Consider the following 23,696-nt stretch of genomic DNA (forward strand, 5'->3'; position numbering starts at 1 on the left):
TTAAATGGCGTACCGCCCACATTTTAACGAAAATATACGCTAAGCAATTTTCGACATTAAAAAACGTTGATTTTATTACCCTAAGCAAAGCATTCAATCTCAAAAACGGTCGTTTTTGGAACAGATAGTGTGGACTAACATCATTCATAAAACATATAATTATAAGGATATATTCAAAGAATGATTGAATACACATTCTTTTTAGAAATTATATAGCAGAAAGCTATGAACCTGAAGATTCATAGCTTTTTTATCCAGTACGGAGATTTTATTTATATTGTTACAACTATATAACTGAAATTTAACAACATGTATACAGACTTCAATTATTTCCTTCCGTATTACCATAGTCTAAACTAAACGAAATTTCTTTTAACGTATCAATGAAAATATGTGTAGCTGCACCTAGATATTTATCCTTCCTATAGACAATTCCCACATTTCGAGCAAGATTAGAATTTCGTATAGGAATGATTTTTATATTAGGTTGCTTAAGATACTCTAGGTAAGGGCCAGGTAATATAGTGATTCCTATACCGTCTGCTACCATATTAATTAATGATTGCATAGTTGTAATTTCAAAAATAGGACTCGGAAGAAAACCCAAGTCTTTGCAATTTTTATTTATAAGTTGTCTTATAAAATATTGTTCAGGAAGTAAAATAGAAGGAGTCGTCTCTAATACTTCTAACTCTAACATATCCTGATGTGCTAATGGATGTTCAACAGGTACTGCAAAAGCCATTTCTTCAGTATATAAAGAAAGTGTTTCAAATTCATCGCCTTTTATAGGTAAAAAAACGATTCCTAAGTCCACCTTATTTTCTAACAAGTGTTTTTGAATATCCCCAGTACGTAGACCTAGCACAGAAATCTTAACAGCTGGGTATAGCTTGTGAAATTTAATTAATGCGGGTGGAATAAGATAATTTTCTACTGTTAACAATGTACCAATCGAAATTGAGCCTCTTTGAAGTCCATTTAATTCATTTATTGAAGTTTTTGCCTGTTCTAATTCGTGAAAAATATTGCGAGTATACTTTAAGAGTAGTTTTCCCGATTCAGTAAGAGCTGTCTTCTTACCGATTCGATCAAATAAAGGCGTTCCAATTTCATGTTCTAATAATCTGATTTGTTGACTTAAAGATGGTTGGGAAATTCCAACTTTTTCTGCAGCTCTTGTAAAATGAAGTTCTTGGCACACAGCATAAAAATACTCCAGTTGTCTTAATTCCATTCTGAAGCCTCCTAGTTCAAGTGATGATAGTTAATGAATTGATGTTATGTAAAGCCTCAAGGATCTCATTTATTATGGTTAGCTTCTACATGAATTCTACAGCAACTTAAGATAATACAAATTATATCATAGGTTAAAGCTATAATTATTATATAAATAATTAGATTGTTCTATTAATCGAAGTATCTTAGACTATTATTTACACAGAAGGCTAATCTTATTAAAATTAATGATTTCGAAACTTAAAACACTTAAACTGTGTAAAATTTTGAGGAGGTTAATAGGATGAGTAATCAAAGAACAGATATTGTCAATTATAGCGAATTTCTAAAAAAGAGTAGGAAGCCTGCCATTCGAGCATGTTCTTGGAAATGGAAAGATATTTATCCCTTGCTTAATGAATCTGTATCAGAAGATTTTCTTGAAAGTGGACGTGGAACTTTATCCCTCATTCATAAGGATACTGGAGATGCGTATGGTACTTCCTCAACAATGAATGTAGTAGTACAAATTTTCAAACCAGGTGAGCATAATAAGGCTCATCGTCATACGAATGTGGCTTTAAACCTAGTATTTCAGGGAGAGGGTTTTAGTATTGTAGATGGAGAGAAGATTGAATGGGAAAAAGGTGATTTATTCCTAGCTCCTCCATGGTCTGCTCATGAGCATTGCAACACTTCAGAAACAGAGGATGCGATTTTTTTCACTTTTCAGGATGTTCCGGTCCTTACTTCAATGGGCACATGGTTTTTAGAAGAACCCATAGGGAGTACTCCCCGCCACGTCTTAAAGCAAAATGTACAGACAGAGAAAAAATAGAAGGTATTAACTAGTACTTTTTATATTTGATCTCACGTAAAATTAATTATTTATATAAATACCGGAGGATAAAACAGATGAAAAATTTAAATGTAGCTATTCCAACCCCCTTTCAAGAAGATGAAAGTTTGTATTTAGAGGGCTTTAATTCCATTGTTGAGTACTTAACAGGTAACGGAATAGAGTCTCTTCTTGTATCTGCTACTACAGGTGAACAAAATTCAATGAGTATTGAAGAGCGAATCCAAATTATCGATTATTTTAACCAACAAAATTTTAAACATGTTGAACTTATGTTTGGTGTATCAGCTACAACAACAAAAAATGCAATAAGATTGATTAAAAAACTTGAGGATTCTGTTTTCGATTCCATTCTAATTCAGTTCCCTCCATACATTCAGCCGACGCAAGAACAGGCTGTTTCTTATATTAATGAGTTATTGCAGCATACCACAAAAAATGTTGTACTTTATAACAATCCTTTTCGAACAGGTTTTGAGCTAAGTGCTGAATCATTGAGTACTCTTATTAATCAGAAGTACCCCAATCTGGTAGGCATGAAAGAAGAGAGTGATGTTAAACGTCATGAAAATACAACTTTACCAGATGAATTTATCATGTTCGCTGGGGGAGATGTAAACCTTATAGAAAAGATAATGAATGGTTGTAATGGACTTTCTAGTATGGTAGGAAATGTTTATCCAAAAGAAATTCAACAAATTTCCAGTGACTTATTAACAAATAAACCAGTGGACATTCGAAAAATAAACGAATTAATTAATAAGGTTACAAGTGGTCAAGCTGTTATAAACATTAAGAATCACTACAATTCTCTGGGCATAAAAGTAGGTACTTGTCGTTCTCCTATTCGGTAATAATACTATTTCACGGATTTACTCATTTTAATGAAAGAATCCTAAGGTAATCGCCAAGCAGAAAAAATAATTCAATTATTCTTTCTGCTTGCGGATACCATTACTAAACAATATGGAGGGGCTATATCTATCATGAGGATTTTACATCAAATAGAAAAACAAAAAATGGATATAAAGATTAAAAGAGGATTACTTATTGCAGGAGTTATTTTAATTGGAGCAAATCTCAGAGCCCCAATAACATCAGTAGGTCCACTATTATCTTCTATTCGTGATAGTCTGGGTATATCTAATACATTAGCAGGGACAATTACTACAGTACCGTTACGGTTCTGTTGCGAAGTTTTATTAAGGTTAAGTGGTACCAACAAAAAGTTGTGCATTTTATGCGATTGTTAGTAGCTCCTGTAATTCATTGTATATCGAAAAACCGAAGTCTGAGCCAAGGCTTCGGTTTCGTTTATATAAAGCATGAATGGTTTCGATGCCTTTCAAGGTACGGGAAGCGTGGCGAAGATTTTGAAATCCTGCGGATTTGGCAAAGCGTCGCTTTATATGTCTATGATCTTGTTCGATACGATCGTTCAAATACTTGCTCGTATAATGAATAGTACGTGCATAAAAGCCTTGTTCTCTTAATTTGTTAAATGCGAAAAGCACCAGGACCTTACTAATACTTAAATTTTTTTGTGAAATCTTGTATTTTTTTGATTAGATTCTGTAGTATTGATTATAAATTAAAGATGTGCTGCTATTATAACGCCTTAACTTTTATCCGAAAGTAGTCTTCCACTTTTAAACGTGAAGGTGCGCCAGTGAAAGTGGAAGATGAATTTCGGTTAGGGTTCTGTTGCCAAGATTTCTAAGCTGAGATAACCTGTAGAAAAAGTGTGAGCAGGAGAATGATATATGGGGTATTTTAAAGGAAAACAGTTTAAAAAGGATATTATTTTGGTAGCCGTCGGCTACTATTGTCGTTTTTCTTTAAGCTATCGTGATGTATCTGAAATCTTGAAAGAGCGTGGTGTTTCGGTTCACCCAACAACCATCATGCGCTGGGTTCATGAATATGGAAACCTTATCTATCAAATTTGGAAGAAGAAAAATAAAAACGTTCAATTATCTTGGAAACTAGATGAAACCTATATAAAAGTCAAAGGAAAATGGTGTTATTTATATCGTGCAATTGATAAAGATGGGCACACATTGGATATTCAACTTCGTAAAAAACGGGATCATCAGGCTGCCTATGCTTTTATGAAAAGATTGGTCAAAACGTTTGGAGAACCAGCGGTTCTCACTACAGACAAAGTACCAGCATTACTTTGTGCATTTAACAAATTAAGAGAACAAGGATTTTATCAAACTACAATCCATTGTACAATCAAATATTTGAATAATCTCATGGAACAGAATCATAGGCATGTAAAGAGACGTTTTGCCAAATCTGCAGGATTTCAAAATCTTCGTCATGCTTCACGTACGATAAAAGGTATTGAAACCATTCATGCTCTATATAAACAAAGTCGAAGTCTTCAAAGAGACTCCGCCCTTTCAACGTACAATGAACTTCAACAATTATTAGCTACTTCTTAAACATTGCTCCTCATTTACCAACCTGTTTATGTTTTTTCAAACTTTGCAACAGAACCTAAAAAATGATTGTATGCTATAAAGGGCATACGGCAACGATTACTACTTTTTAAAGCCATTTGTTATTTTCGTTAACAGAATAGAGTAAGCTAAAAAAAGCAAGCACTAGTGTTTCAGCCTAAAGCTTTTATATTATTTGGACTGTGGGTTGTTAGAAAGGATTGTATGTTTGATGTTATTTACAGATTTATCGTCTCCTGTACAGCGGAGTTATCTGTCTGATCTACGTAAGAATGTTCGTAATCTTCTTGGGGATATGAACTATGTTGTTGTAGAGGAAGATGTATCTTTTATTACAGATGATTTTGTTCAGCGAGTATTTGAGTATCTAGAGAAGAAACATTTTCTCCAGAAATGGATAGACGTGGAGATTTCTCTTGGTGAGATGTACGAGTTATTACAGTTGATTGAAAAATCTATGAGAAAAAGAAAGTCTACATTGCATCATTGGAATTATTTTCACAGTTTATTACATGATTTAAGATTACATGAGGATATTCCAAATGATTTTTTATATATGAAAAAGAGATTGATGGAGGTGGAGAATATGAAGAAACAGCAGGAAGATGCACCATCCTTAACTCCAGTTTCTACACAACAGCTTAATGTATTAAAAAAATTGTGGAAGAGAACGTTTAAAAGAGCCTTAGAAGTAACAGAAGATATTACACAGAGTGAGGTGGATGAGTTATTTACTAAGGTAAATCAGAAACGGTTTAAAATATATAGAGAACGTAGAGATAGACTGTGGAAAAGAGGAATTTAACTTTCTTACACAGTGGGGTATGTGAACAGATATAGTTGCCAAAACTTAAGAATTAGGGTGAAAATGACGACTGTACGATTATAAAATAAAACAGTAGCATGAATCCTAATGATTTCATGCTACTGTGAAATGAATATTATTCCGCTTTTACAGCTTCTTTTAATGTTTTTCCCGCTTTAAAGGCAGGTAATTTCTTCATGTACAACATTTTCCATTACTAAAAAGATAGCCTCTACTCTTATGAAAAAGCATGGAGAAGAAAATAAAAAATCCCCTTTATATCAGGAAGTCATGTGTATTTTTAAAAAACGGGAAGATATTTATGGCATTACCCTTAATGAAAAATAGAATGTGATGACATGCCCAGGGGATATTACAATTGTATATACATCAAAATTGTATCAACCAAATGTAGAGGAATTTGATGATTCTTATATATTTGTCGGGACTTCTATTGCACAGCGTAATGATGTAAATTCTTTTTCCTTAGAGCAGGAAAAGGGAAACAAGTTAATTTTATTTCTATGGGAACAGTATTTAACCAGCAACCCGACTTTTATCACACATGTTTTGAAGCATTTCGAGATAGCCTGGTTACTGTCATATTAGCTGTAGGGGAACAAAATGATATTAGTCAATTAGAAAATATTCCTTCTAATTTTAAGCTATATAATTACGTTCCTCAATTAGATATTCTACAACATACTGATCTATTTATTACACATGGGGGAATGAATAGTTCCAGTGAAAGCTTATATTTTTGTGTTCCTATGCTAGTTATTCCAGTTATGGGAGATCAGCCTATAGTTGCTCAAAGAATAGAAGCATTAGAAGCCAGGGTCCAGTTAAATCGTAATTTGCTTACTTCGGAAATATTACGTAATACAGCAATGCATGTGTTATCAAATGATATTTATACAAAAAATAGCCATAGAATTGGAAAATCTTTAAAAAATGCTGGAGGATATAACAAGGCAGTCGATGAAATTGAAACCTTTAAATTTAAAATGGGTATTAAGTAAGGCAAAAATACTGTGACTTTAAAAGTGAACTATGAAAATGAGTTAAATGGAGGGAACTAAAATGAAGCATTTAGAAAAAAAACATCAAGAAACTAACTATCTACAATCTTATGAGAAAAGTCTAAAATTATGGCCAATTAGTTTTTCATCTTACTTTGTAGAAACATCTCAAGGGAAGACTCATATTATTGAAAGTGGTAATAAATTAGCACAACCTCTCGTATTACTCCATGGAGCAAAAATGAGTTCGACAATGTGGTATTCAAATATTTTACACTGGAGTAAACAATTTAGAATAATGTGTATTGATATTTTAGGAGATAAAAATAAAAGTGTTCCCAAAAAAGGCTTTACAGATCGCTTAAGTTACGCACTATGGTTAAAAGAAGTATTACATACATTAGAAATTAATAGCACGAACATTGTAGGATTGTCATATGGTGCTTTGCATACTGTTAACTTCTTGACATTTTTTCCAGAGAAGGTAAATAAGGCTGTAATAATGAGTCCTGCAGCAACGTATATTCCTTTTCATCCTTTGTTTTTTTCCTATGCTTCAGGAATGATGAATAGTAGGGAAGGGGTCGAGAAATTTTTAGAGTGGATTTTTGATAATCGATACACTATTCATCCTTTTATTCAAGAACAATTGGTAGCAGGAATGATGTGGAATAATTCAGTGAAAAATGAAACTCCAACAGAACAGGGATTTCCATATATTTTTACGAACCAAGAGTTAGCCGAAATTCAAACGCCTATGCTGTTAATGTTAGGAGAGAAGGAAGTAATGTATAACCCAATAGAAGCTTTCAAATGTGCTGAACATTCATCACCCAATCTAACTGTAGAATTGGTGAAAGATGTAGGACATTTAATGTCCATGGAGAATCCTCAATATATAAATGATCGTATTTTGGAATTTTTTAATAAATAGGGCATCTCTAGTATCCCATTGCAGATGTTGAATCCATAAAGTCAGTATCTACAACTACTTGAACACCACCTGTGTGGTAACTGTCCTTGATGTGTCATCTCATGTAACTATGTCGTTGGTTCTGTTGCAAAGATTTCTAAACTGAGATAACCTGTAGAAAAAGTGTGAGCAGGAGAATGATATATGAGGTATTTTAATGGAAAACAGTTTAAAAAGGATATTATTTTGGTAGCCGTCGGCTACTATTGTCGTTTTTCTTTAAGCTTTTCTTTAAGCTATCGTGATGTATCTGAAATCTTGAAAGAGCGTGGTGTTTCGGTTCACCCAACAACCATCATGAGCTGGGTTCATGAATATGGAAACCTTATCTATCAAATTTGGAAGAAGAAAAATAAAAACGTTCCATTATCTTAGAAACTAGATGAAACCTATATAAAAGTCAAAGGAAAATGGTGTTATTTATATCGTGCAATTGATAAAGACGGGCACATTGGATATTCAACTTCGTAAAAAACGGGATCATCAGGCTGCCTATGCCTTTATGAAAAGATTGGTCAAAACGTTTGGAGAACCAGCGGTTCTCACTACAGACAAAGCACCAGCATTACTTTGCGCATTTAACAAATTAAGAGAACAAGGCTTTTATATAAATACAACTCATTGTACAATCAAGCATTTGAACAATCTCATTGAACAGGACCATAGGCATGTGAAGCGACGTTTTTCCAAATCCGCAGGATTTCAAAATCTTCGCCACGCTTCCCGTACCTTGAAAGGCATCGAAACCATTCATGCTTTATATAAACGAAACCGAAGTCTTGGCTCAGACTTCGGTTTTTCGACATACAATGAATTACAGGAGCTACTAACAATCGCATAAAATGTACAACTTTTTGTTAGCACCACTTAACCTTAACAAAACTTCGCAACAGAACCATTCGAACTATGCCTTTAACAAAAAAGAATCACTTTTTAGTGGTTCTTTTTTGTTGTAAATCTTTGAGTTAGGATTTAATCGGTTCTGGTGCAAAAAAATGATACATTACAAAATTCGTTTTTTGCACCAGAACCTGTTAATTTATATGTAGTCAATATTTTTATTGTTAATTCATTCTTTTCTATACTAATTACATATTATTTTCAGAGTGATAGTGTCAGTATATTCGAAGTTGAGAGATTCAATGCAGTTATCTTGAGATTTTGGAATAAAATGAATTTTCTAATACTTTATATTTTTTTTGTAAAATCATGTTCTTTTTGATTAGATTTTGTAGTATTCATTATAAATTAAAGATATGTTTCTAGTAGAAGACTCTCCTTATAAAGATTGTGCCCCATGGAGGAGTCTCAACTTTTTTCAGAGCACTCACTCTAATGTGAGTGCATTTTTTTGGCAGACAAGGACTGGAACGCCTCTATCAACATCCAGCAAGGAGAGCGATTATGTTAGTAGAATCATATATAGAGCAAGAGACAGGCTCGATAGCTAAGTAAATTTCATACGGTTCTGGTGCAAAAAATATCTTAAACTTGAACATACTGATACTACTACTCTAAAAAAGGGGCATAATCAGTATGGGAAACCAAAATTTGTTCAAATGGAAACATTATCAGCCTGATGTTATCTTATTAACGGTAAGATGGTACTTACGGTACAACTTAAGTTTTCATGATTTGGTGGAAATAATGGAAGAACGAGGCCTATCGATAGCTCACACAACAATTATACGATGGGTTCATCAATATGGTCCTGAGTTAGATAAGAGAATCTGGCGTCATCTCAAGCAGAGCAATGACTCGTGGAGAGTAGATGAAACATACATAAAAGTAAAAGCGCAATGGATGTATTTGTATCGTGTAGTCGATTCAAAAAGGAATACCATTGATTTTTACTTAAGTAAAAATAGAAATGCCAAATCAGTCAAGCGCTTTTTCAAAAAAGCCTTGTCTTTTTCACACGTATCCAATCCTCGTGTCATTACTGTAGATAAGAATCCAACTTATCCAGCAGCAGTTGAGAAGTTAAAAGAAGAAAAAAAGATGTCAGAAGGCATCCAAATAAGGCAAGTGAAATATCTTAACAACATTGTGGAACAGGATCATCGATTCATTAAGAGGCGAGTCCTTCCTATGTTAGGGTTCAATACAGCTACATCCATTCTTTGGGGAGTAGAAGCCATGCATATGATCAAAAAAGAACAGATTGATTTACGGGATCAGTCTGCCCAAAATCAAAAAGAAGTTATCCATCAATTGTTTGGGCTTGCAGTATAAGATATGATTCCGCTAGGAGTATATGCGCTTTATTCTCTTTTATTTTTGCACCAGAACCAAAAGTTTTGTTTTTGCAAAATGAAATATGTTATGAATATTTTTTATATTGATTTGTATAGAAAAAGTAATATAAATTAGTGATGATAAAAAGGAGTATAAATTCGATGCGAAAAGAAAAGGTTTTGTTAAAGCGATGGAAGGCGGATTTACAAGCTGTTCAAGAAGAGAAGCGGTTGAAGAAGAAGGATAAGAAAAAGAATAAGAAATATAGCATTCCTGGCAATACAACTGACTTTATGAATGGCAAGAACACTTATCGTAAAGAGAATGGGGTATGGAAACAGAGAAATAAATAATGTGAGGATAAATGAGTTTGATTAAGTTTATAGTAATTATCGTAGGCGCTGCCGTTATCGGTTTAGCGTCTTATTTTATTGTGCGAAGGAAGTGATAGCGTGACTTGGTTAAGCTTCTTTATTGGGTACTGTGTAGGAATGACAATTTGTTTACTCATTATGATTCAATTCATTAAGGCGAAGGAAGAGAATGAATTGGATGATTGGCATGATGATTCGCTGAAAAAGGAAATTAATGAGTTTCTAAAAAAAGAAGCAGAATTATATGTAAAGGTGAATTTTTAGGAAGGAAAATAAAAATGAAGTTAATTAAAATAAAAATTGAGTGCATGACCCTACTCTCACACTCAATGTAACTAGATATCGACTAACAAAAGGATAAGTTTGTATAATTCTAGTGCCTTATTATACTATGTGAAGGTTGTACTGTAAACATATACAAGAGTAATAGGGAGGATTCGATATGGGGATGTATCGAAAGGAACTATATTTGGGGATGTTATGGTTGCTTTTCCTTAAAGACGTTATCCTTTCTAAACAAGTTATCTAGAAAAAGATAAGAATATAAATTATTTTCAATAAATTACCCTATAATTAAAAGGATGATTTTATATAAAGGAATCGACAAGTTATGTTAGAATATTATAAAAGTTCTAAAAGATAAATAATAGAAGTAAATAAAAAGAATATATAAACACCGGTGAACAAATAGTTCATCCTTATTTTACATTCTATTAAAGGGTGTATTTTTTGTACCGACATTTTTAGGCATGAAATGTCGGTTATTATTATCTATTATGTATTAAAGTAAATATTTGAAAGGAAGTAAACTTATGGATTGGCTAGAAAGAATGAATAATGCATTGGACTACATTGAGAATAGTTTGGATGAAGAAATAGATTACAAGAAGATTGCAAAGGCAGCTAATTGCTCTGAGTTTCATTTTTCAAGAATGTTTTCTTCAATCTCAGGTGTGTCGCTTTCAGAATATATTAGACGAAGACGTTTAACGCTTGCAGCATTTGAAATTCAAAAAAGTGATATTCGGATCATCGATGTAGCAATTAAATACGGTTACGTTTCTTCCGATGCTTTCTCACGTGCTTTTAAAAAAATGCATGGAATAACCCCTTCTAATGCTCGTAATAAAGGAGTACAGTTAAAAGCCTTTCCGAAAATTTCCTTCCAAATTTCTATTAAAGGAGGTACCGAGATGGATTACAGAATTGAAAACATCGATTTTGAGTTAAGAATTGTAGGAAAGAGTAAACCTGTAAAAACAAGCAGCGCATTTAAAAAAATCCCTACACTTTGGAACACTGCGAAAAAAGACGGATTTATGCAAGAATTAATAGATATGTCATGGGAAAATCCAAAATGCACGCTTGAAAGCCTTTTGGGGATTTGTGGAAAAGAAGCCGCCATAACAGATGAAGAATTTTCCTACTTTATGGGTGTAAGGTATGATGGGGAAGTATCAGCTGATATGGAAACATTAATTATTCCTGCAAGTACATGGGCAGTTTTTCCGAACATAGTGGATGCATGGAAACGCTTATATTCTGAGTGGGTCCCAACCTCTGAGTATGAACTTGCAAATTTACCGTGCATAGAATGCTATTACGGTCCGAAACATAAACCGAGACATGAACTCTGGGTCCCTGTTATACCGAAATAAAATACACATTCAATAAAAAAGAAGCTGTTTATGGAGTAATGAAAAAAAACACTCTGAATTTAAATGCTTAGAAATTTGAGCTTTTTATATTGTGAGTAACCAAATCATGACCTGAAAACTTACGTTTCCGTTGTACAAAAGCTAGTTTTCTAGCAAACTCTTCTAAAGTGTAAGATATCGATGTAATTCTTCAGCAAATAATTGGAGTTCACTTTGAATCGAAAGATTCATAAAAAACGTCATCCTTTCTAGTCTAGCTTTTTTAGAAAGAATAACGTTTTTTTACACTTGGGGGAAGTTAATATTCTTAAGTTGATGGGCATGGGGTATGGCAAGGATTCGTTCTTTTCGGGGTACCGTCAGGAAAAGGGGCTTAGCGGTGTAAATCCGCATTTTCTTGACGGTACTCCTAGATTGAAAAATTTTTTCTACCCATGAAAGTACCTTTTGTTAAGATAAAACCAACGTATCGTAAAAGTTTTAAAAGTCTCTTCAGAAGAGCTGAAGAGACTTCAATAGAAGAGGGATAAGAGAGGAAAGAATTTGAGAAGAGCTTTCTAATGTAGAGAATGCCAGCGTACAAATGAATGGAGCAGAAAGAGAATTCCCTTGATTATGAAATTAATATATATATAGAAAAGTACGGTACGTGAAATTTGTTCGATTGTTTACCAAAATAATAAAGATCTTTATCCTTTAAACTTTTTAAAAGTAGAAAGAATGAATAGCAAGGCATCTAAATTGAACTACCCCCACTTAACGACCTTGCGGTCTGTTTGAAGTAGGGGATTCCTGCGAACACCGATGTATCACCAGTTATCTTAGCAAACTCTGCCCGTAGTTCCTACGGTGAGAATTTAAGTGTCTTGTACGTTGACTCACCACGATTCCTACTTTAGCTTGGTTTTCGCAACTTCGGCAAGCGCGGGGCGATAGAACGTTGAAGATTTTACTGTTGCAACGATTTTTCTGTAACCAACCTCATATCTTCAGTTTTCAAAGAGAAATCTGTACAAGTATATGATAACGAACATTTTGGCTTACGCTAACCGACATTCATCTCCTACCTATTTGCTAGTACTATCGCACCTTCATGAAAATTGAGAAAGGACCCTTCTGTCGGAAAATGATAAAATAATAACATTATGTTACCTGGTTTTCTCATGTGATTTTACATATAGGAGTCTTGACACATACTTATTAACCTAGTGAAAATAAACACCCCAAACGATAAAAAGCAACTAAATTGCTACAAAAAAAAGCAAATTTTCTGTTTTTTATTTCTAAATTTTATAAATATTTACATAATTATAAAAATAACATACATTTTAGTTGTACCAAAAAAATCTTAACAAAAGGGGATGTTTGTATGTTCAAGAAATTAGTTGTAGGAGCGTTAGCAACTGGTTTTGTATTAACTGGAGGACTGGGAACGATATCAGCAAGTGCAGAAAAAGATTATACGATTAAATCGTTCGACTATGTAACTGTGGATGGAAAGAATGTGGATTCTCTGGCAAAATTGAATAACAAATCCAACGAAGACGTAAAAATAACTATGGTTCTACCTAAACAAAATACAAATGGAGATTGGTTGGCTTATGGTTTTACGAGCAGAGAAAGCTTAGAGACTTTTATCAAAAAAGATAAACAAAGATTTCAAAGCCCAGTAACGACACTGGGTAGCGGTGCTGGTAGTACCGATTTCTATGAGCATAAAAATAAAGGTGGACAGTATATTTATTGGAGCAGTGGTTTTAAAAACTTGCCTTCTAGCTGGAATGACAGAATTTCTTCTGTAAGTACAGCTTCACCTTCTGCAAGTTATTCGACGACACTGTGGCAACATACTTCAACTCAAGGATATGGCAAAGGGGTCTTATTTAGACACTCTGATTGGTATGGTAAAACTGCTAATTTGGCTGCGGATTGGAATGATATTACTTCAGCAATTGAAATCAAAAAGTAACAGAGAACTTCAATTGATTAGGTGAAGAAGTTTTAAAATCACTATTCTTTCATGGATTTAGAAAAATGGGAGAATAGTGATTTTTTTATGTAGAGAAACAGAGTAATTACTCTATGTTAGGAAAATGGATGAATAAAATAAGAGAACCTAAATGTATACACAAATATAAATTCATTAAAACTCAAGATAGTGAAAATTTTAAAACAGGGCAGATAGGGACACCTAGTTTCTATAAGTGCGAAAAGTGTGGAAAAGAAAAGGTTGAATATAAATATAACAGTGATTTGAACTACTCACCACTTAACGTCCTTACGGACTGTTTGAAGTGGGAGATTACTTCAAGATATTTTGAATTTTTTGCACCAGAACCATTCTCTTTTTATCTAAATTGTACTAAAAAGGTATTGTTTTAGGATACAATGAAGTCAAAGGCTATGTTACACAATGTAACAAGAAGCATAAGATGGCCATTTTGGTCAACTTATGCTTCTTTTAGTTTACGGCCAACTTATGCTTCCAGGATTTGAAGAATATTTTTAATGTTGCCTTTAAATAAAGTTGCGACTTTTAGGGATATCATCACATTGCCATCAATTTATGAAATTCATTGTTCCTCAAAATGAAAAAACGAGCTGAATTCCCATAAATAAATGTAGAAAGAACAAATTTCGTTTTGGATACATTTCAAAGTCTCGATTCGACAGGCATATGGCGGCTCATTTCTAGAATTGTTTTCATGTGTCAATGATAGAAATATATTTTTTATTATGGCTACTTTTCAACTAGTACGATATCATCAAGATTGACATCAAAGCTGAACGCAGCAAGATGATAAATGTAGAATTCACTTGAATTAATAGAATTTGGAGTAGTAAATTCGAACGATTTCTGTTCATACTGTGAGGAATTAAATCCCAAACTAGCTATGCCTCTTCCATTAACATCTACTGATACCCATACTTCTGAACTAGAAGTATTTACTTTTCCAGATGCGGACAGTATGTATGTAGTATTAGGCTTCAAAGTTATGGATCCAAACAATGCTGAACCGACTGATGCGTTTACATGAAGTCCTTTAGAATTATTTACTCCTGCATGATCTTCAATATTGTATTTTATATTGCCCCATGGTTTAAGAGGTTCTAAACTTGAATTGTGGTCAAAATCCATATTTAAAATATAAGATTTCTCCTTTTCCTTTAATTGTACATTATCAAACTTAACCCTCCCATTTGCTGTAGAAGCAAGTTTGACAGCAAAGTTTGACACATCCTCCTCTGTTTTAAACTTCACCTCATGATGTTCCGGCTTAAATCCTGTATACTGCTTCTTTGTTAATGGAACTATTTCTTGAGTGGCATTCAGATTACCTACTGTTACTTCTGCTGGAGAACCTATACTTCCTGCTACATCAAATGTTAATGTATATTCTGTATTTGGCTTTACAGTAACAAGCTGATAGGCTGTGTCTGCATGTATTAATTTCAGATAATGATTGCCTGGTTCAGAAGTGCCGATATTCTCGGTAGAAGAATTAGGATTAGATAAAATCCAGTTATTTAGCCCATCCTCAAAATCTCCATTCCTAACTTGTTCATTTGCAGATGGACTATCTGCCGATACAATACCTGAAAAACCTATACTGGCACTTAATACAATTGCTGTAGAAAATACTCCTATACCGATTTTTTTAAACAATTTCTTCATCTCCTTTGGTTAGATTAAATTTTTTTTCATACTTTCTATATATATTTGGATAAACCTTCCAAAGAACAACTTTATTAATAAATGATTTATAGGTTATTTTCAATTGAAGGATCTTCAACACATACAAGGACACCTCGCTCAAATTGAACGGATAAAGAAAGCATATCAAGAGAGCAAAGTGACCTATTAACTAACGGAAGCGACAGTTCCACTTGCTCGTTTATTAAGGTTATTAGTATCAATTTGACCAAACATTATTCCAAAGCTACATTAATAAAACACACGGCAAGCTTATGGGTTAATAATTAACTCACGGCCAATTTATGCTTCCAATTCCGTTGAATAATTAGATAATCACCTACAAAAATAAGTGTTTTCTGGCCAACTTATGCTTCCAACTGCGGCCAACTTATAGGTAAAGTGACACACAATAAAAATTCCAGTATTTACAAAGTAACTACTCTCGTTATAAAATTAGACTGAACGGTCGGTTTTCAATTTGTTATAGGAGTGGATAATATGAAAGATCACATCATAACTTTACAAGATGGGCGCAAGTTAGCCTACATTGAATATGGTAAAACAAATGGATTACCAGTCATGCTATTCCACGGTACACCCGGTTCAAGAATTTGGTCATTAACAGATGATATGGTAGCCAAACGATTAGGGATACGACTTCTTTCAATAGATAGACCTGGCTATGGGCTCTCTGATCCAAAACGGAATCGAACTGTTCTGGATTGGGCAGAAGATGTAAATGAATTAGCAGATCAACTAAAGCTCCAAACTTTTTCTATTATAGGTATTTCCGGAGGAGGCGCTTATGCAGCTGCTTGTGCTTATAAAATCCCTGAACGTTTACAATCCGTACAGATGGTTTCTAGTGCAACTCCGTTTGAGAATGAGAAGCCGCCAGCTAGTATGTGCCGTGAAAATCGGATTGCTTTCTTTCTCTCCAAACGATTACCTTTGCTATTAAAATGGGTATATCGTACTCAAAAAAAGCAAATCGAAAAGAACCCTGAAAAATATATACAGGGGATGAAAAAGGGGAATGCCCATTTATGCAAATGGGATCAACAATATCTTCAAACAGATGAAGATATTAAGTTAACTATGATCCATATGAAAGAGGCGTTGAGAAATAGTGTAGATGAAGCAGTAGCAGAACCTGCTCTCTTAGCAAAATATTGGGGGTTTAATTTTCAAGATATTTCTATCCCTATCCATATTTGGCATGGTACAGCCGACACTTTATCTTCAATAGAAGAAATAAAAAAAGTAGCCTCAGTGACCTCTCATATAACAACACATTATATGAAAGATGCAGGACATTTCTTACCTGACGATCCTGACATATGGGAATCTATTTTACAAACAATTATCCAAGATACAAAGTAAACGATTCTGGTGCAAGAAATCTAGTAAACTTAGACATACTGATACTACTACTCTAAAAAAGGAGCATGATCAGTATGGAAAACCAAAATTTATTCAAATGGGAACATTATCAGCCTGACATTATTTTGCTAACTGTAAGATGGTACCTACGGTACAATCTCAGTTTTCGTGATTTGGTGGAAATGATAAAGGAACGCGGGTTATCCATTTCTCATACAACGATTATGCGTTGGGTTCATCAGTATGATCCTGAATTGGACAAACGGATTCGGCGTTACTTCAAACAAACAAATGACTCTTGGAGAGTTGATGAAACATATATTAAAGTAAAAGCGCAATGGATGTACCTGTATTGTGCTGTTGATTCGAAAGGAAACACAATCGATTTTTGCCTAAGCAAAACAAGAGATCAGAAGGCTGCAAAGCGCTTTTTCAAAGAAGCTTTGTGACCTTTTCATGTTTCAAAACCTCGTGTTATAACAGTCGATAAGAATCCAGATTATCCTATAGCAATTGAACAGTTGAAAAAAGAAAAAAGCATACCTGGTGGTATGCAACTTAGACAAAAAAAGTACTTGAATAACATAGTAGAACAAGATCATCGTTTTATAAAGAAGCGTATCCGTTCTATGCTAGTGCTCAAATTTTTTGACACAGCTATATCCATTCTTTCTGAAGTAGAAGCCATGCATATGATTACAAAAGAACAGATTGATTTACGGAATCAGTCTGTCCAAAATCAGAAAGAATTCATTCATCAATTGTTTGAACTTGCAGCATAAGATACGATTCCGTTAGGAATATATGTACTTTATTCTCTTTTATTTTTGCACCAGAACCTTTCTCTGTACTACGTAACATAAAAAAACACTTCTTAATTAAATTTAAATAATTAGGTTGCGGTCTATGACAGCAACCCTGTCACTACCCCATATAAAAAAATAGATAAGACCAGGAACTCGATCTTATCTATGGCATAAGGAGAAACAAATAGGGTGATAACCATCACCTTTTCATTATATTACATTAAATGTTAATTTTTAATATTATTAATACGAATATTGGTAATATCCATATTGAGAAATATATTACTAATTTGTTTCCGGTATCAAAAGGTACACCTTTTGGAATAAAACAAATAAGGAAAAATCTTCAAATAGATTTTACCTTATTTAATACCTTCTCTTAATTTAATTTGCTTTAGTAGGGGGCGATTTTATTTATTCTTCGTGTTTTAATATTAGACGTTCGTTTAATGGTTGAATATCACGATTATTATTATTGTAATAGCTTTGGAAAGCTTCTATTTGTACTTTTGAAACTTCTACCGGGTTTTTCATGACATACCATTCAACATTTTCTGAAAGTGGGGGAGTAGTCAATGAACCAAGGTAGTGATAATAACTTTTGTTGGTAGGAAGCATAGCAGCAATATTGATTTCACCAACAGAAGTGTTCTTATCACCTTTTTTAATACTATCAATCACTTTTTTGAACCCTTGGTTTTCTGAACCTTCTTTAAAGAACACACCAATAACAGCTAGACGACCGTCTTGTGCTTTATTTACAAAATGAGCTTCAATTGGATAATGCTTATTATCAAGTGTATGCTCACTAGGTGCATGAAAATGGAATTGTGTTAAATCAAAGTAACGACCATTGATTTTTGCGGTTCCAGTAACGTCTACTTGGATACTGTGGCCATTATCCACTTCATCAAGTACAGCATTATTATAGTTAAGTTCGATTGCTCCATTGTCTTTCATTTCCTGTGTCTTAGTTGTGTCAATGGCGATTGGTGATTGTGTATCGCCTGATTCAAACTCCCAATTTTTTTGATCTTTGTAATTCACTTCATGTGTTGCAGTTGTCTTTTCTTCTTTTTTGTCAGTTGAAGTTATGTTATTACATCCTGTGATAAGTAGGGAAGATATCAGTAAACTTATCCACATAAAATTTACTTTCATGTTACCGCCTTCTTTCTAAAAAATAGAGCACATATGATATATATATTGTATTCCTTTATGCTTTTAAATTCAAATACTTATGGAGTTCAGCCTATGTGGCCTAGTACTAGTGTTCTTGTAACCAGGGACAAAGTAATTTGTTTCATAACATAAACGAAGGTTTTAATAAACGGAAAAGTAGGGATTCAACAGCTGAAAAACGAAATAAAGGGTTCTGTTGCAAAGTTTTCTACATGAAGCTACACTCTAGAAAACAGGACCTAGGAAAATCAGACATGAGATATTTTAAAGGAAAACAATTCAAGAAAGATATTATTTTAGTAGCCGTGGGCTACTACTGTCGTTTTTCTTTAAGTTATCGCGATGTATCTGAAATCCTGAAAGAACGTGGTATTTCAGTTCACCCAACAACCATCATGCGATGGGTTCATGAATATGGAAATCTCATCTATCAAATTTGGAAAGTGAAAAATAAATCTGCACGCTTATCTTGGTATTTGGATGAGACTTATATCAAAGTTAAGGGAGAATGGCGTTATCTCTATCGTGCAATTAATAAAGATGGGCACACATTGGATATTCAACTTCGTAAAAAACGGGATCATCAGGCTGCCTATACCTTCATGAAAAGATTAGTAAAACATTTTGGAGAACCTGCGGTTCTCACTACAGACAAAGCGCCGGCATTACTTTGCGCATTTAACAAATTAAGAAAACAAGAATTTTATCAAACTACAATCCATTGTACAATCAAACATTTGAATAATCTCATAGAACAGGATCATAGACATGTAAAGAGACGTTTTTCCAAATCCGCAGGATTTCAAAATCTTCGTCATGCTTCACGTACGATAAAAGGTATCGAGACTATTCATGCCCTATATAAACAAAGGCGAAGTCTTCAAAGAGACTCCGCCTTTTCAACGTATAATGAACTTCAACAATTATTAGCTACTTCCTAAACATTGTTCCTCATTTACCAACCTGTTTATGCTTTTTTCAAACTTTGCAACAGAACCCCACTGGGAACTACTAAAGAATTACTTGATTCTTTTGAACGTGATTCACCTGGAATTTGGTTAATGGGTGCGTCCTTAGCTATCGTAGCGCTCGGAGGGGCAATTCTTACGCTGGGACTCATTCAGCACTGGGGAGAAATTTTTCCGCGTTGGTTTCCATTATGGTTACTTCAGCTGGTTTGATGTACATCCGGGGGTTTATTAATAAAGGGGGCCTAGATCATAGGGGATGGGCATTGGAAGGTCCAGAGTTATTATGGCCAATTTGGGGGTGGCTCTGTTTGGTGCTACGATTGCTTATTATTATCAGAGGCGTAGTACATGTAAATATTGCAAACAGGTTATAAAGTGAAACTCCTATCTTTCTACAACAATGCAAAATAGAAGAGGGGAATATAGGAATTGAGAACTCTACATTAAACCCTTGTTTAATCGATAATTAAATATAATCCTAGAAGCTATTATAGTATTTATTTACAACATTGCGATCATATTAACGAAGAAACCAATATTGTCTTATCAAAACTATAAGCAAACAAATGTTTGAATTCGATGAAAATCCTTATAAATACAAATTAAACATATTGATATTATATGAATTAAAATCTATAATAAATATAGTGCAAAGATGCACCTTTTGAAAAAGAGTGAAAGTTAAAAAAGGGACCCCATATGGGTTCCTTTTTTAATACATATAGCCAATCATAACTCTAGTCCAACGATGGAAAATTATTGTTAATTTTATAAAGAAGGGGAGGCGCATAAATTAGTATTTTTTCTTACATCTCAAAATATAAGAATACTCTTCATTGTGAGATAGGAACAAAGTTTAATTCAAAATAGATACTAGCAATGAAAGAGAATTTCATCTCACAATATTAAGTCTTATTTAAATGATTATCCAACAGGTATATTAGAAAACTCTACATTATAATATTATTTATAAATATAATTAAAAAAAGAACAATTTCCTCTTTTTCATCTCAATAACATAATATCTCTATACATTTTGAGATATGGAATTTCACTCATTTTATAACTACCGATAATTTATCTTATGTTAACTAGATCGACGGGACATACCTCAGTATCAATGTTTTTCTAATTCCTACTTTCCCAGCGACACAAAAGTAACAACTGTTTTATTTTTCTATTAAGTTGTATTAGTAAACATTGTTGATAAATAAGTGTGCTAAAAACAATAAAAAAGAGCTACCTCAGTAGCTCTCAACATAAGTATTTCCTTGGTAAAAAGAAAATTAATAGTAATAGATTTTTATAGCCTTTCCCCATTGGTTGCAATTACATCTTTATACCAGAAAAAGGACTTTTTCTTTTTCCGTTCTAATGTTCCGCTGCCATCGTCATGTTTATCAACATAAATAAAACCGTAACGTTTGGAGACCTCACCTGTTGACATACTTATCATATCAATACATCCCCAGCTTGTATAGCCGATTAATTCAACACCATCTTCAATGGCTTCACCCATTTCCATAATGTGCTCACGAAGATAGTCAATTCGATAGTCATCGTTGATTGTGCCATCTTCTTCTATTTTGTCATAAGCTCCTAACCCATTTTCTACAACAAATAGTGGTTTCTGATAGCGATCATATAATTTGTTTAAACTGATGCGTAACCCTACAGGATCGATTTCCCAGCCCCAATCGCTTGCTTTTAAGAACAGATTTCTTATACCGCCAATAATATTCCCTTGCGTTGCTTCCGCATCTGCCTTCACTTTCTTCTCAGTGCGGGACATGTAATAACTAAAGCCAATATCATCAACAGTGCCTTCCTTTATTAATTCTAAGTCACCGTCTTGAATCTCCAATTCGATATTGTGTTCTTTCAAGTATCGCTTAATGAAAGCTGGATACTCACCCCGTACTTGTACATCTGCACAATAGTAGTTGAAAAGCTGTTCTTCCTGAAAAGCATACATTACATTTTCTGGATTGGAATCAAAAGAATATACAGGTGCAAAGAGAATCATACATCCAATTTGGGAATTAGGAATAATTTCATGGCATGCTTTGACCGCAATGGAGCTTGCGACAAATTGGTGATGATATGCCTGGAAGGTAGGCTCGTATTTATCTTCTTCTTTTTGAATTGAAAAACCAAGACCTTGAATCGGCATCATTAAGCTGATATTGATTTCATTAAAAGTCATCCAAAACTTTACTTTATTTTATAACGTTTGAAAATCGCTTTTACATATCTTTAAAGAAAGTTACTACTTGGCGGTTTCTCCAACCACCATGTTCTTTTACTAAATGCAGAGGCATTTCATAGTGAGAAATGGTCACAACTGGTTCAATACCATATTTATACAATTCATCAAAAACACGATCGTAAAAGGCCAACCCTTCTTCATTTGCCTCTAATTCATCGCCGTTTGGAAAAATGCGTGTCCAGGCAATCGACATACGAAATGCCTTGAAACCCATTTCCGCAAACAGCGCAATATCTTCTCTATACCGGTAATAAAAATCAATAGCTTCATGATTCGGATAGTAATATTGATCACGATGAATTTCAAAATCAAAACCTGGATTCATTAATATTTTATACGCTCGTTTCCACCTGGAAGAACATCGGCAATATTTAGTCCTTTATTCCCTTCATTAAATCCGCCTTCTATTTGATTAGCTGCAGTAGCTCCTCCCATAAAAAATCTTCAGGGAATTGATATGTTTTCATTTTGATTACCTCCAGAAATTTATTAGTTCTCACTTGCTAGCATGTGTACAGCCGCCTCATGCATATCTTTCAAACCTGACACTTGAGCATATTCAGCAACGGTGATGCTACTTGTTGTTAGAAGCTCGATAATATGTTCATCCATTCTTGCCCAAGTTTTACCACCAGCATTGTCATAAGCGTTGATTAACTTGGTTAGGCCATCTTTCCCAAAGAGTAGGTAATGCGATGTGAAATCTATAGACACGTCAGCTATCCCTACTTCTGTCCAATCTATTAAGCCAGTTACATTATTTTTCTTATCAATAAGGATGTGACCTGGATGTAAATCCCCATGTTTTACACCTACATGAGATGGCCAAAAAGAATCTTCAGCTAACCACGCTTGCCAGCGGTCCCATAAATTTTGATTGACATGGTATTGTGCTTTCACGCGATCCATCCGTTGTTTCATGGAAGTTCTTATTTCACTAGCATCCAGAGTTTCAACACCGATATTATTAAATGCTTGCTGAGATAATGAGTGCAAATTAGCTAGAACTTGCCCTAATGAATAATAGTATTCAGATGGTACATTCTCTTCATCAAAGCTCCATACATAGCCTTGTTGTTCAATATCAATAGTAGCAGCAGGAACACCACGTAGTTGCTTGTAGGCAATTAAGTCTTCCGAAAAGATAGACCAATCAGGGACTTCAAAGCTTGCATGGCTATTAATAATTTCTAACGCTTTTTTCTCTTGTAGAGCATGTCTCATAGATTCTGATCTACGTGGAATCCTCAGTATCCATTGATCACCGTTTTGTTCCTTGGCATGTGCCACCTGAAAGTCAACGCCTGACTCATTAATTTTTATTGTATCTTCTAAGATATTTAGGCCTTTCTTATTTGCCAATTGTTTAACTTTAAGTGTATTCATTCTTATTTCCTCCAAATGTTCATTTTATTGTTACTGTCTAAAGGCAAAAAAATTATCTTTCACCTTAATTAATTCATTTCAAGCTGGTTTGTTCTCCTCCACTCATTTGTCATAAAGGACGTTCTGGTACATTCTCCGCTACTATTTTTTCCAACAACACCAATATGATTAAATCAGCGAAATCTAAAGCATGTAATCATAAAAAACCACAGACAGGCTTCTGTCTGTGGTTAAGAGTAAACAAGGATATAGCAAATAGGCGTCTCTCTTTATATGAATGAAAAAGACATAGGAAAAAAGACAGATGCATATCTGCCTTTCTTCATGTAAAAAGTGTACTTTTCCTTTGAAGATTATTAAAAATGTGCAGACTACTCCCGTTTACTC

General features: G+C 33.9%; 17 protein-coding genes and 7 pseudogenes. 18 read left to right on the forward strand and 6 right to left on the reverse strand.

Annotated elements, in window-relative coordinates; all coding sequences use genetic code 11:
• Positions 1-322: 322 nt before the first annotated feature.
• Positions 323-1,237 (reverse strand): LysR family transcriptional regulator, encoded by a 915-nt coding sequence (locus HRG09_RS22390; protein WP_174103015.1) that lies wholly within the window; start codon positions 1,235-1,237, stop codon positions 323-325.
• Between the two features lie 285 nt (positions 1,238-1,522).
• On the opposite strand from HRG09_RS22390, the gene HRG09_RS22395 reads away from it, so the two are divergent.
• The 3 genes and pseudogenes from HRG09_RS22395 to HRG09_RS29135 form a co-directional block, all read left to right on the forward strand.
• Positions 1,523-2,056: a cupin domain-containing protein gene (locus tag HRG09_RS22395; protein WP_174103016.1), complete on the forward strand. Its 534-nt coding sequence runs from the start codon at positions 1,523-1,525 to the stop codon at positions 2,054-2,056.
• Between the two features lie 77 nt (positions 2,057-2,133).
• Positions 2,134-2,931, forward strand: coding sequence for a dihydrodipicolinate synthase family protein (locus HRG09_RS22400; protein WP_174103017.1), 798 nt, complete (start codon positions 2,134-2,136; stop codon positions 2,929-2,931).
• A gap of 132 nt (positions 2,932-3,063) precedes the next feature.
• Positions 3,064-3,270, forward strand: a pseudogene (locus HRG09_RS29135) (MFS transporter); the annotation flags it as partial.
• Positions 3,271-3,315: 45 nt separating this feature from the next.
• Here HRG09_RS29135 and HRG09_RS22405 read toward each other — a convergent pair.
• A pseudogene (locus tag HRG09_RS22405) lies at positions 3,316-3,591 on the reverse strand (DDE-type integrase/transposase/recombinase); the annotation flags it as partial.
• A gap of 249 nt (positions 3,592-3,840) precedes the next feature.
• On the opposite strand from HRG09_RS22405, the gene HRG09_RS22410 reads away from it, so the two are divergent.
• From HRG09_RS22410 to HRG09_RS29735, 11 genes and pseudogenes are all read left to right on the forward strand, one after another.
• Positions 3,841-4,527: an IS6 family transposase gene (locus HRG09_RS22410; protein ID WP_174103018.1), complete on the forward strand. Its 687-nt coding sequence runs from the start codon at positions 3,841-3,843 to the stop codon at positions 4,525-4,527.
• 229 nt (positions 4,528-4,756) lie between these two features.
• Entirely contained in the window at positions 4,757-5,350 is a 594-nt protein-coding gene (locus HRG09_RS22415; protein WP_174103019.1) for a hypothetical protein, read from the forward strand.
• Positions 5,351-5,874: 524 nt separating this feature from the next.
• Positions 5,875-6,372, forward strand: a complete 498-nt coding sequence (locus HRG09_RS29730; RefSeq protein WP_375335772.1) for a nucleotide disphospho-sugar-binding domain-containing protein — start codon at positions 5,875-5,877, stop codon at positions 6,370-6,372.
• Between the two features lie 61 nt (positions 6,373-6,433).
• A complete protein-coding gene (locus HRG09_RS22425) occupies positions 6,434-7,306 on the forward strand; it encodes an alpha/beta fold hydrolase (RefSeq protein ID WP_174103020.1) in 873 nt (290 codons plus the stop codon).
• Positions 7,307-7,489: 183 nt separating this feature from the next.
• Positions 7,490-8,186 (forward strand): annotated as a pseudogene (locus HRG09_RS22430) (IS6 family transposase).
• A gap of 695 nt (positions 8,187-8,881) precedes the next feature.
• Positions 8,882-9,580, forward strand: coding sequence for an IS6 family transposase (locus HRG09_RS22435; protein WP_174103021.1), 699 nt, complete (start codon positions 8,882-8,884; stop codon positions 9,578-9,580).
• Positions 9,581-9,744: 164 nt separating this feature from the next.
• Positions 9,745-9,936, forward strand: a complete 192-nt coding sequence (locus HRG09_RS22440) for a hypothetical protein (RefSeq protein WP_174103022.1) — start codon at positions 9,745-9,747, stop codon at positions 9,934-9,936.
• A 99-nt stretch (positions 9,937-10,035) separates the two neighbouring features.
• Positions 10,036-10,221 (forward strand): hypothetical protein, encoded by a 186-nt coding sequence (locus HRG09_RS22445; RefSeq protein WP_174103023.1) that lies wholly within the window; start codon positions 10,036-10,038, stop codon positions 10,219-10,221.
• A gap of 548 nt (positions 10,222-10,769) precedes the next feature.
• Positions 10,770-11,615, forward strand: coding sequence for an AraC family transcriptional regulator (locus tag HRG09_RS22450; protein ID WP_174103024.1), 846 nt, complete (start codon positions 10,770-10,772; stop codon positions 11,613-11,615).
• Positions 11,616-12,984: 1,369 nt separating this feature from the next.
• Positions 12,985-13,584, forward strand: coding sequence for a hypothetical protein (locus tag HRG09_RS22455; protein WP_174103025.1), 600 nt, complete (start codon positions 12,985-12,987; stop codon positions 13,582-13,584).
• Between the two features lie 113 nt (positions 13,585-13,697).
• Positions 13,698-13,892: pseudogene (locus HRG09_RS29735) on the forward strand (hypothetical protein); the annotation flags it as partial.
• A gap of 463 nt (positions 13,893-14,355) precedes the next feature.
• Here the strand turns inward: HRG09_RS29735 and HRG09_RS22460 are convergent.
• Entirely contained in the window at positions 14,356-15,282 is a 927-nt protein-coding gene (locus HRG09_RS22460; RefSeq protein WP_174103026.1) for a carbohydrate binding domain-containing protein, read from the reverse strand.
• 528 nt (positions 15,283-15,810) lie between these two features.
• Here HRG09_RS22460 and HRG09_RS22465 point away from each other — a divergent pair.
• Together HRG09_RS22465 and HRG09_RS22470 are read left to right on the forward strand one after the other, a co-directional pair.
• Positions 15,811-16,695, forward strand: coding sequence for an alpha/beta fold hydrolase (locus HRG09_RS22465; RefSeq protein WP_174103027.1), 885 nt, complete (start codon positions 15,811-15,813; stop codon positions 16,693-16,695).
• Positions 16,696-16,769: 74 nt separating this feature from the next.
• A pseudogene (locus tag HRG09_RS22470) lies at positions 16,770-17,477 on the forward strand (IS6 family transposase).
• Positions 17,478-17,915: 438 nt separating this feature from the next.
• On the opposite strand, the gene HRG09_RS22475 reads toward HRG09_RS22470, so the two are convergent.
• Positions 17,916-18,662: a carbonic anhydrase gene (locus tag HRG09_RS22475; protein ID WP_174103028.1), complete on the reverse strand. Its 747-nt coding sequence runs from the start codon at positions 18,660-18,662 to the stop codon at positions 17,916-17,918.
• 275 nt (positions 18,663-18,937) lie between these two features.
• Here HRG09_RS22475 and HRG09_RS22480 point away from each other — a divergent pair, with 275 nt between their 5' ends.
• Together HRG09_RS22480 and HRG09_RS29565 are read left to right on the forward strand one after the other, a co-directional pair.
• Entirely contained in the window at positions 18,938-19,624 is a 687-nt protein-coding gene (locus HRG09_RS22480; protein WP_174103029.1) for an IS6 family transposase, read from the forward strand.
• A gap of 57 nt (positions 19,625-19,681) precedes the next feature.
• Positions 19,682-20,033: pseudogene (locus tag HRG09_RS29565) on the forward strand (hypothetical protein); the annotation flags it as partial.
• Between the two features lie 924 nt (positions 20,034-20,957).
• Here HRG09_RS29565 and HRG09_RS22485 read toward each other — a convergent pair.
• Both HRG09_RS22485 and mphL read right to left on the reverse strand, forming a co-directional pair.
• Positions 20,958-22,390, reverse strand: a pseudogene (locus HRG09_RS22485) (glycoside hydrolase family 1 protein).
• A 22-nt stretch (positions 22,391-22,412) separates the two neighbouring features.
• Positions 22,413-23,309 carry a macrolide 2'-phosphotransferase MphL gene (mphL, locus tag HRG09_RS22490; protein ID WP_174103030.1) on the reverse strand — a complete coding sequence of 299 codons (897 nt, stop codon included), beginning with the start codon at positions 23,307-23,309 and terminating at the stop codon, positions 22,413-22,415.
• Between the last annotated feature and the right edge of the window lie 387 nt (positions 23,310-23,696).

Origin of the sequence: Bacillus sp. Xin1, from assembly GCF_013314535.1 — a bacterium.
Classification (GTDB): domain Bacteria; phylum Bacillota; class Bacilli; order Bacillales; family Bacillaceae_G; genus Bacillus_A.

Bases quoted from the DNA above. Each gene is read 5' to 3' on its own strand.
- HRG09_RS22390 (WP_174103015.1), bottom strand. From the start codon at position 1,237: ATGGAATTAAGACAACTGGAGTATTTTTATGCTGTGTGCCAAGAACTT.
- HRG09_RS22395 (WP_174103016.1), top strand. From the start codon at position 1,523: ATGAGTAATCAAAGAACAGATATTGTCAATTATAGCGAATTTCTAAAA.
- HRG09_RS22400 (WP_174103017.1), top strand. From the start codon at position 2,134: ATGAAAAATTTAAATGTAGCTATTCCAACCCCCTTTCAAGAAGATGAA.
- HRG09_RS22410 (WP_174103018.1), top strand. From the start codon at position 3,841: ATGGGGTATTTTAAAGGAAAACAGTTTAAAAAGGATATTATTTTGGTA.
- HRG09_RS22415 (WP_174103019.1), top strand. From the start codon at position 4,757: ATGTTATTTACAGATTTATCGTCTCCTGTACAGCGGAGTTATCTGTCT.
- HRG09_RS29730 (WP_375335772.1), top strand. From the start codon at position 5,875: ATGGGAACAGTATTTAACCAGCAACCCGACTTTTATCACACATGTTTT.
- HRG09_RS22425 (WP_174103020.1), top strand. From the start codon at position 6,434: ATGAAGCATTTAGAAAAAAAACATCAAGAAACTAACTATCTACAATCT.
- HRG09_RS22435 (WP_174103021.1), top strand. From the start codon at position 8,882: ATGGGAAACCAAAATTTGTTCAAATGGAAACATTATCAGCCTGATGTT.
- HRG09_RS22440 (WP_174103022.1), top strand. From the start codon at position 9,745: ATGCGAAAAGAAAAGGTTTTGTTAAAGCGATGGAAGGCGGATTTACAA.
- HRG09_RS22450 (WP_174103024.1), top strand. From the start codon at position 10,770: ATGGATTGGCTAGAAAGAATGAATAATGCATTGGACTACATTGAGAAT.
- HRG09_RS22455 (WP_174103025.1), top strand. From the start codon at position 12,985: ATGTTCAAGAAATTAGTTGTAGGAGCGTTAGCAACTGGTTTTGTATTA.
- HRG09_RS22465 (WP_174103027.1), top strand. From the start codon at position 15,811: ATGAAAGATCACATCATAACTTTACAAGATGGGCGCAAGTTAGCCTAC.
- HRG09_RS22475 (WP_174103028.1), bottom strand. From the start codon at position 18,662: ATGAAAGTAAATTTTATGTGGATAAGTTTACTGATATCTTCCCTACTT.
- HRG09_RS22480 (WP_174103029.1), top strand. From the start codon at position 18,938: ATGAGATATTTTAAAGGAAAACAATTCAAGAAAGATATTATTTTAGTA.
- mphL (WP_174103030.1), bottom strand. From the start codon at position 23,309: ATGAATACACTTAAAGTTAAACAATTGGCAAATAAGAAAGGCCTAAAT.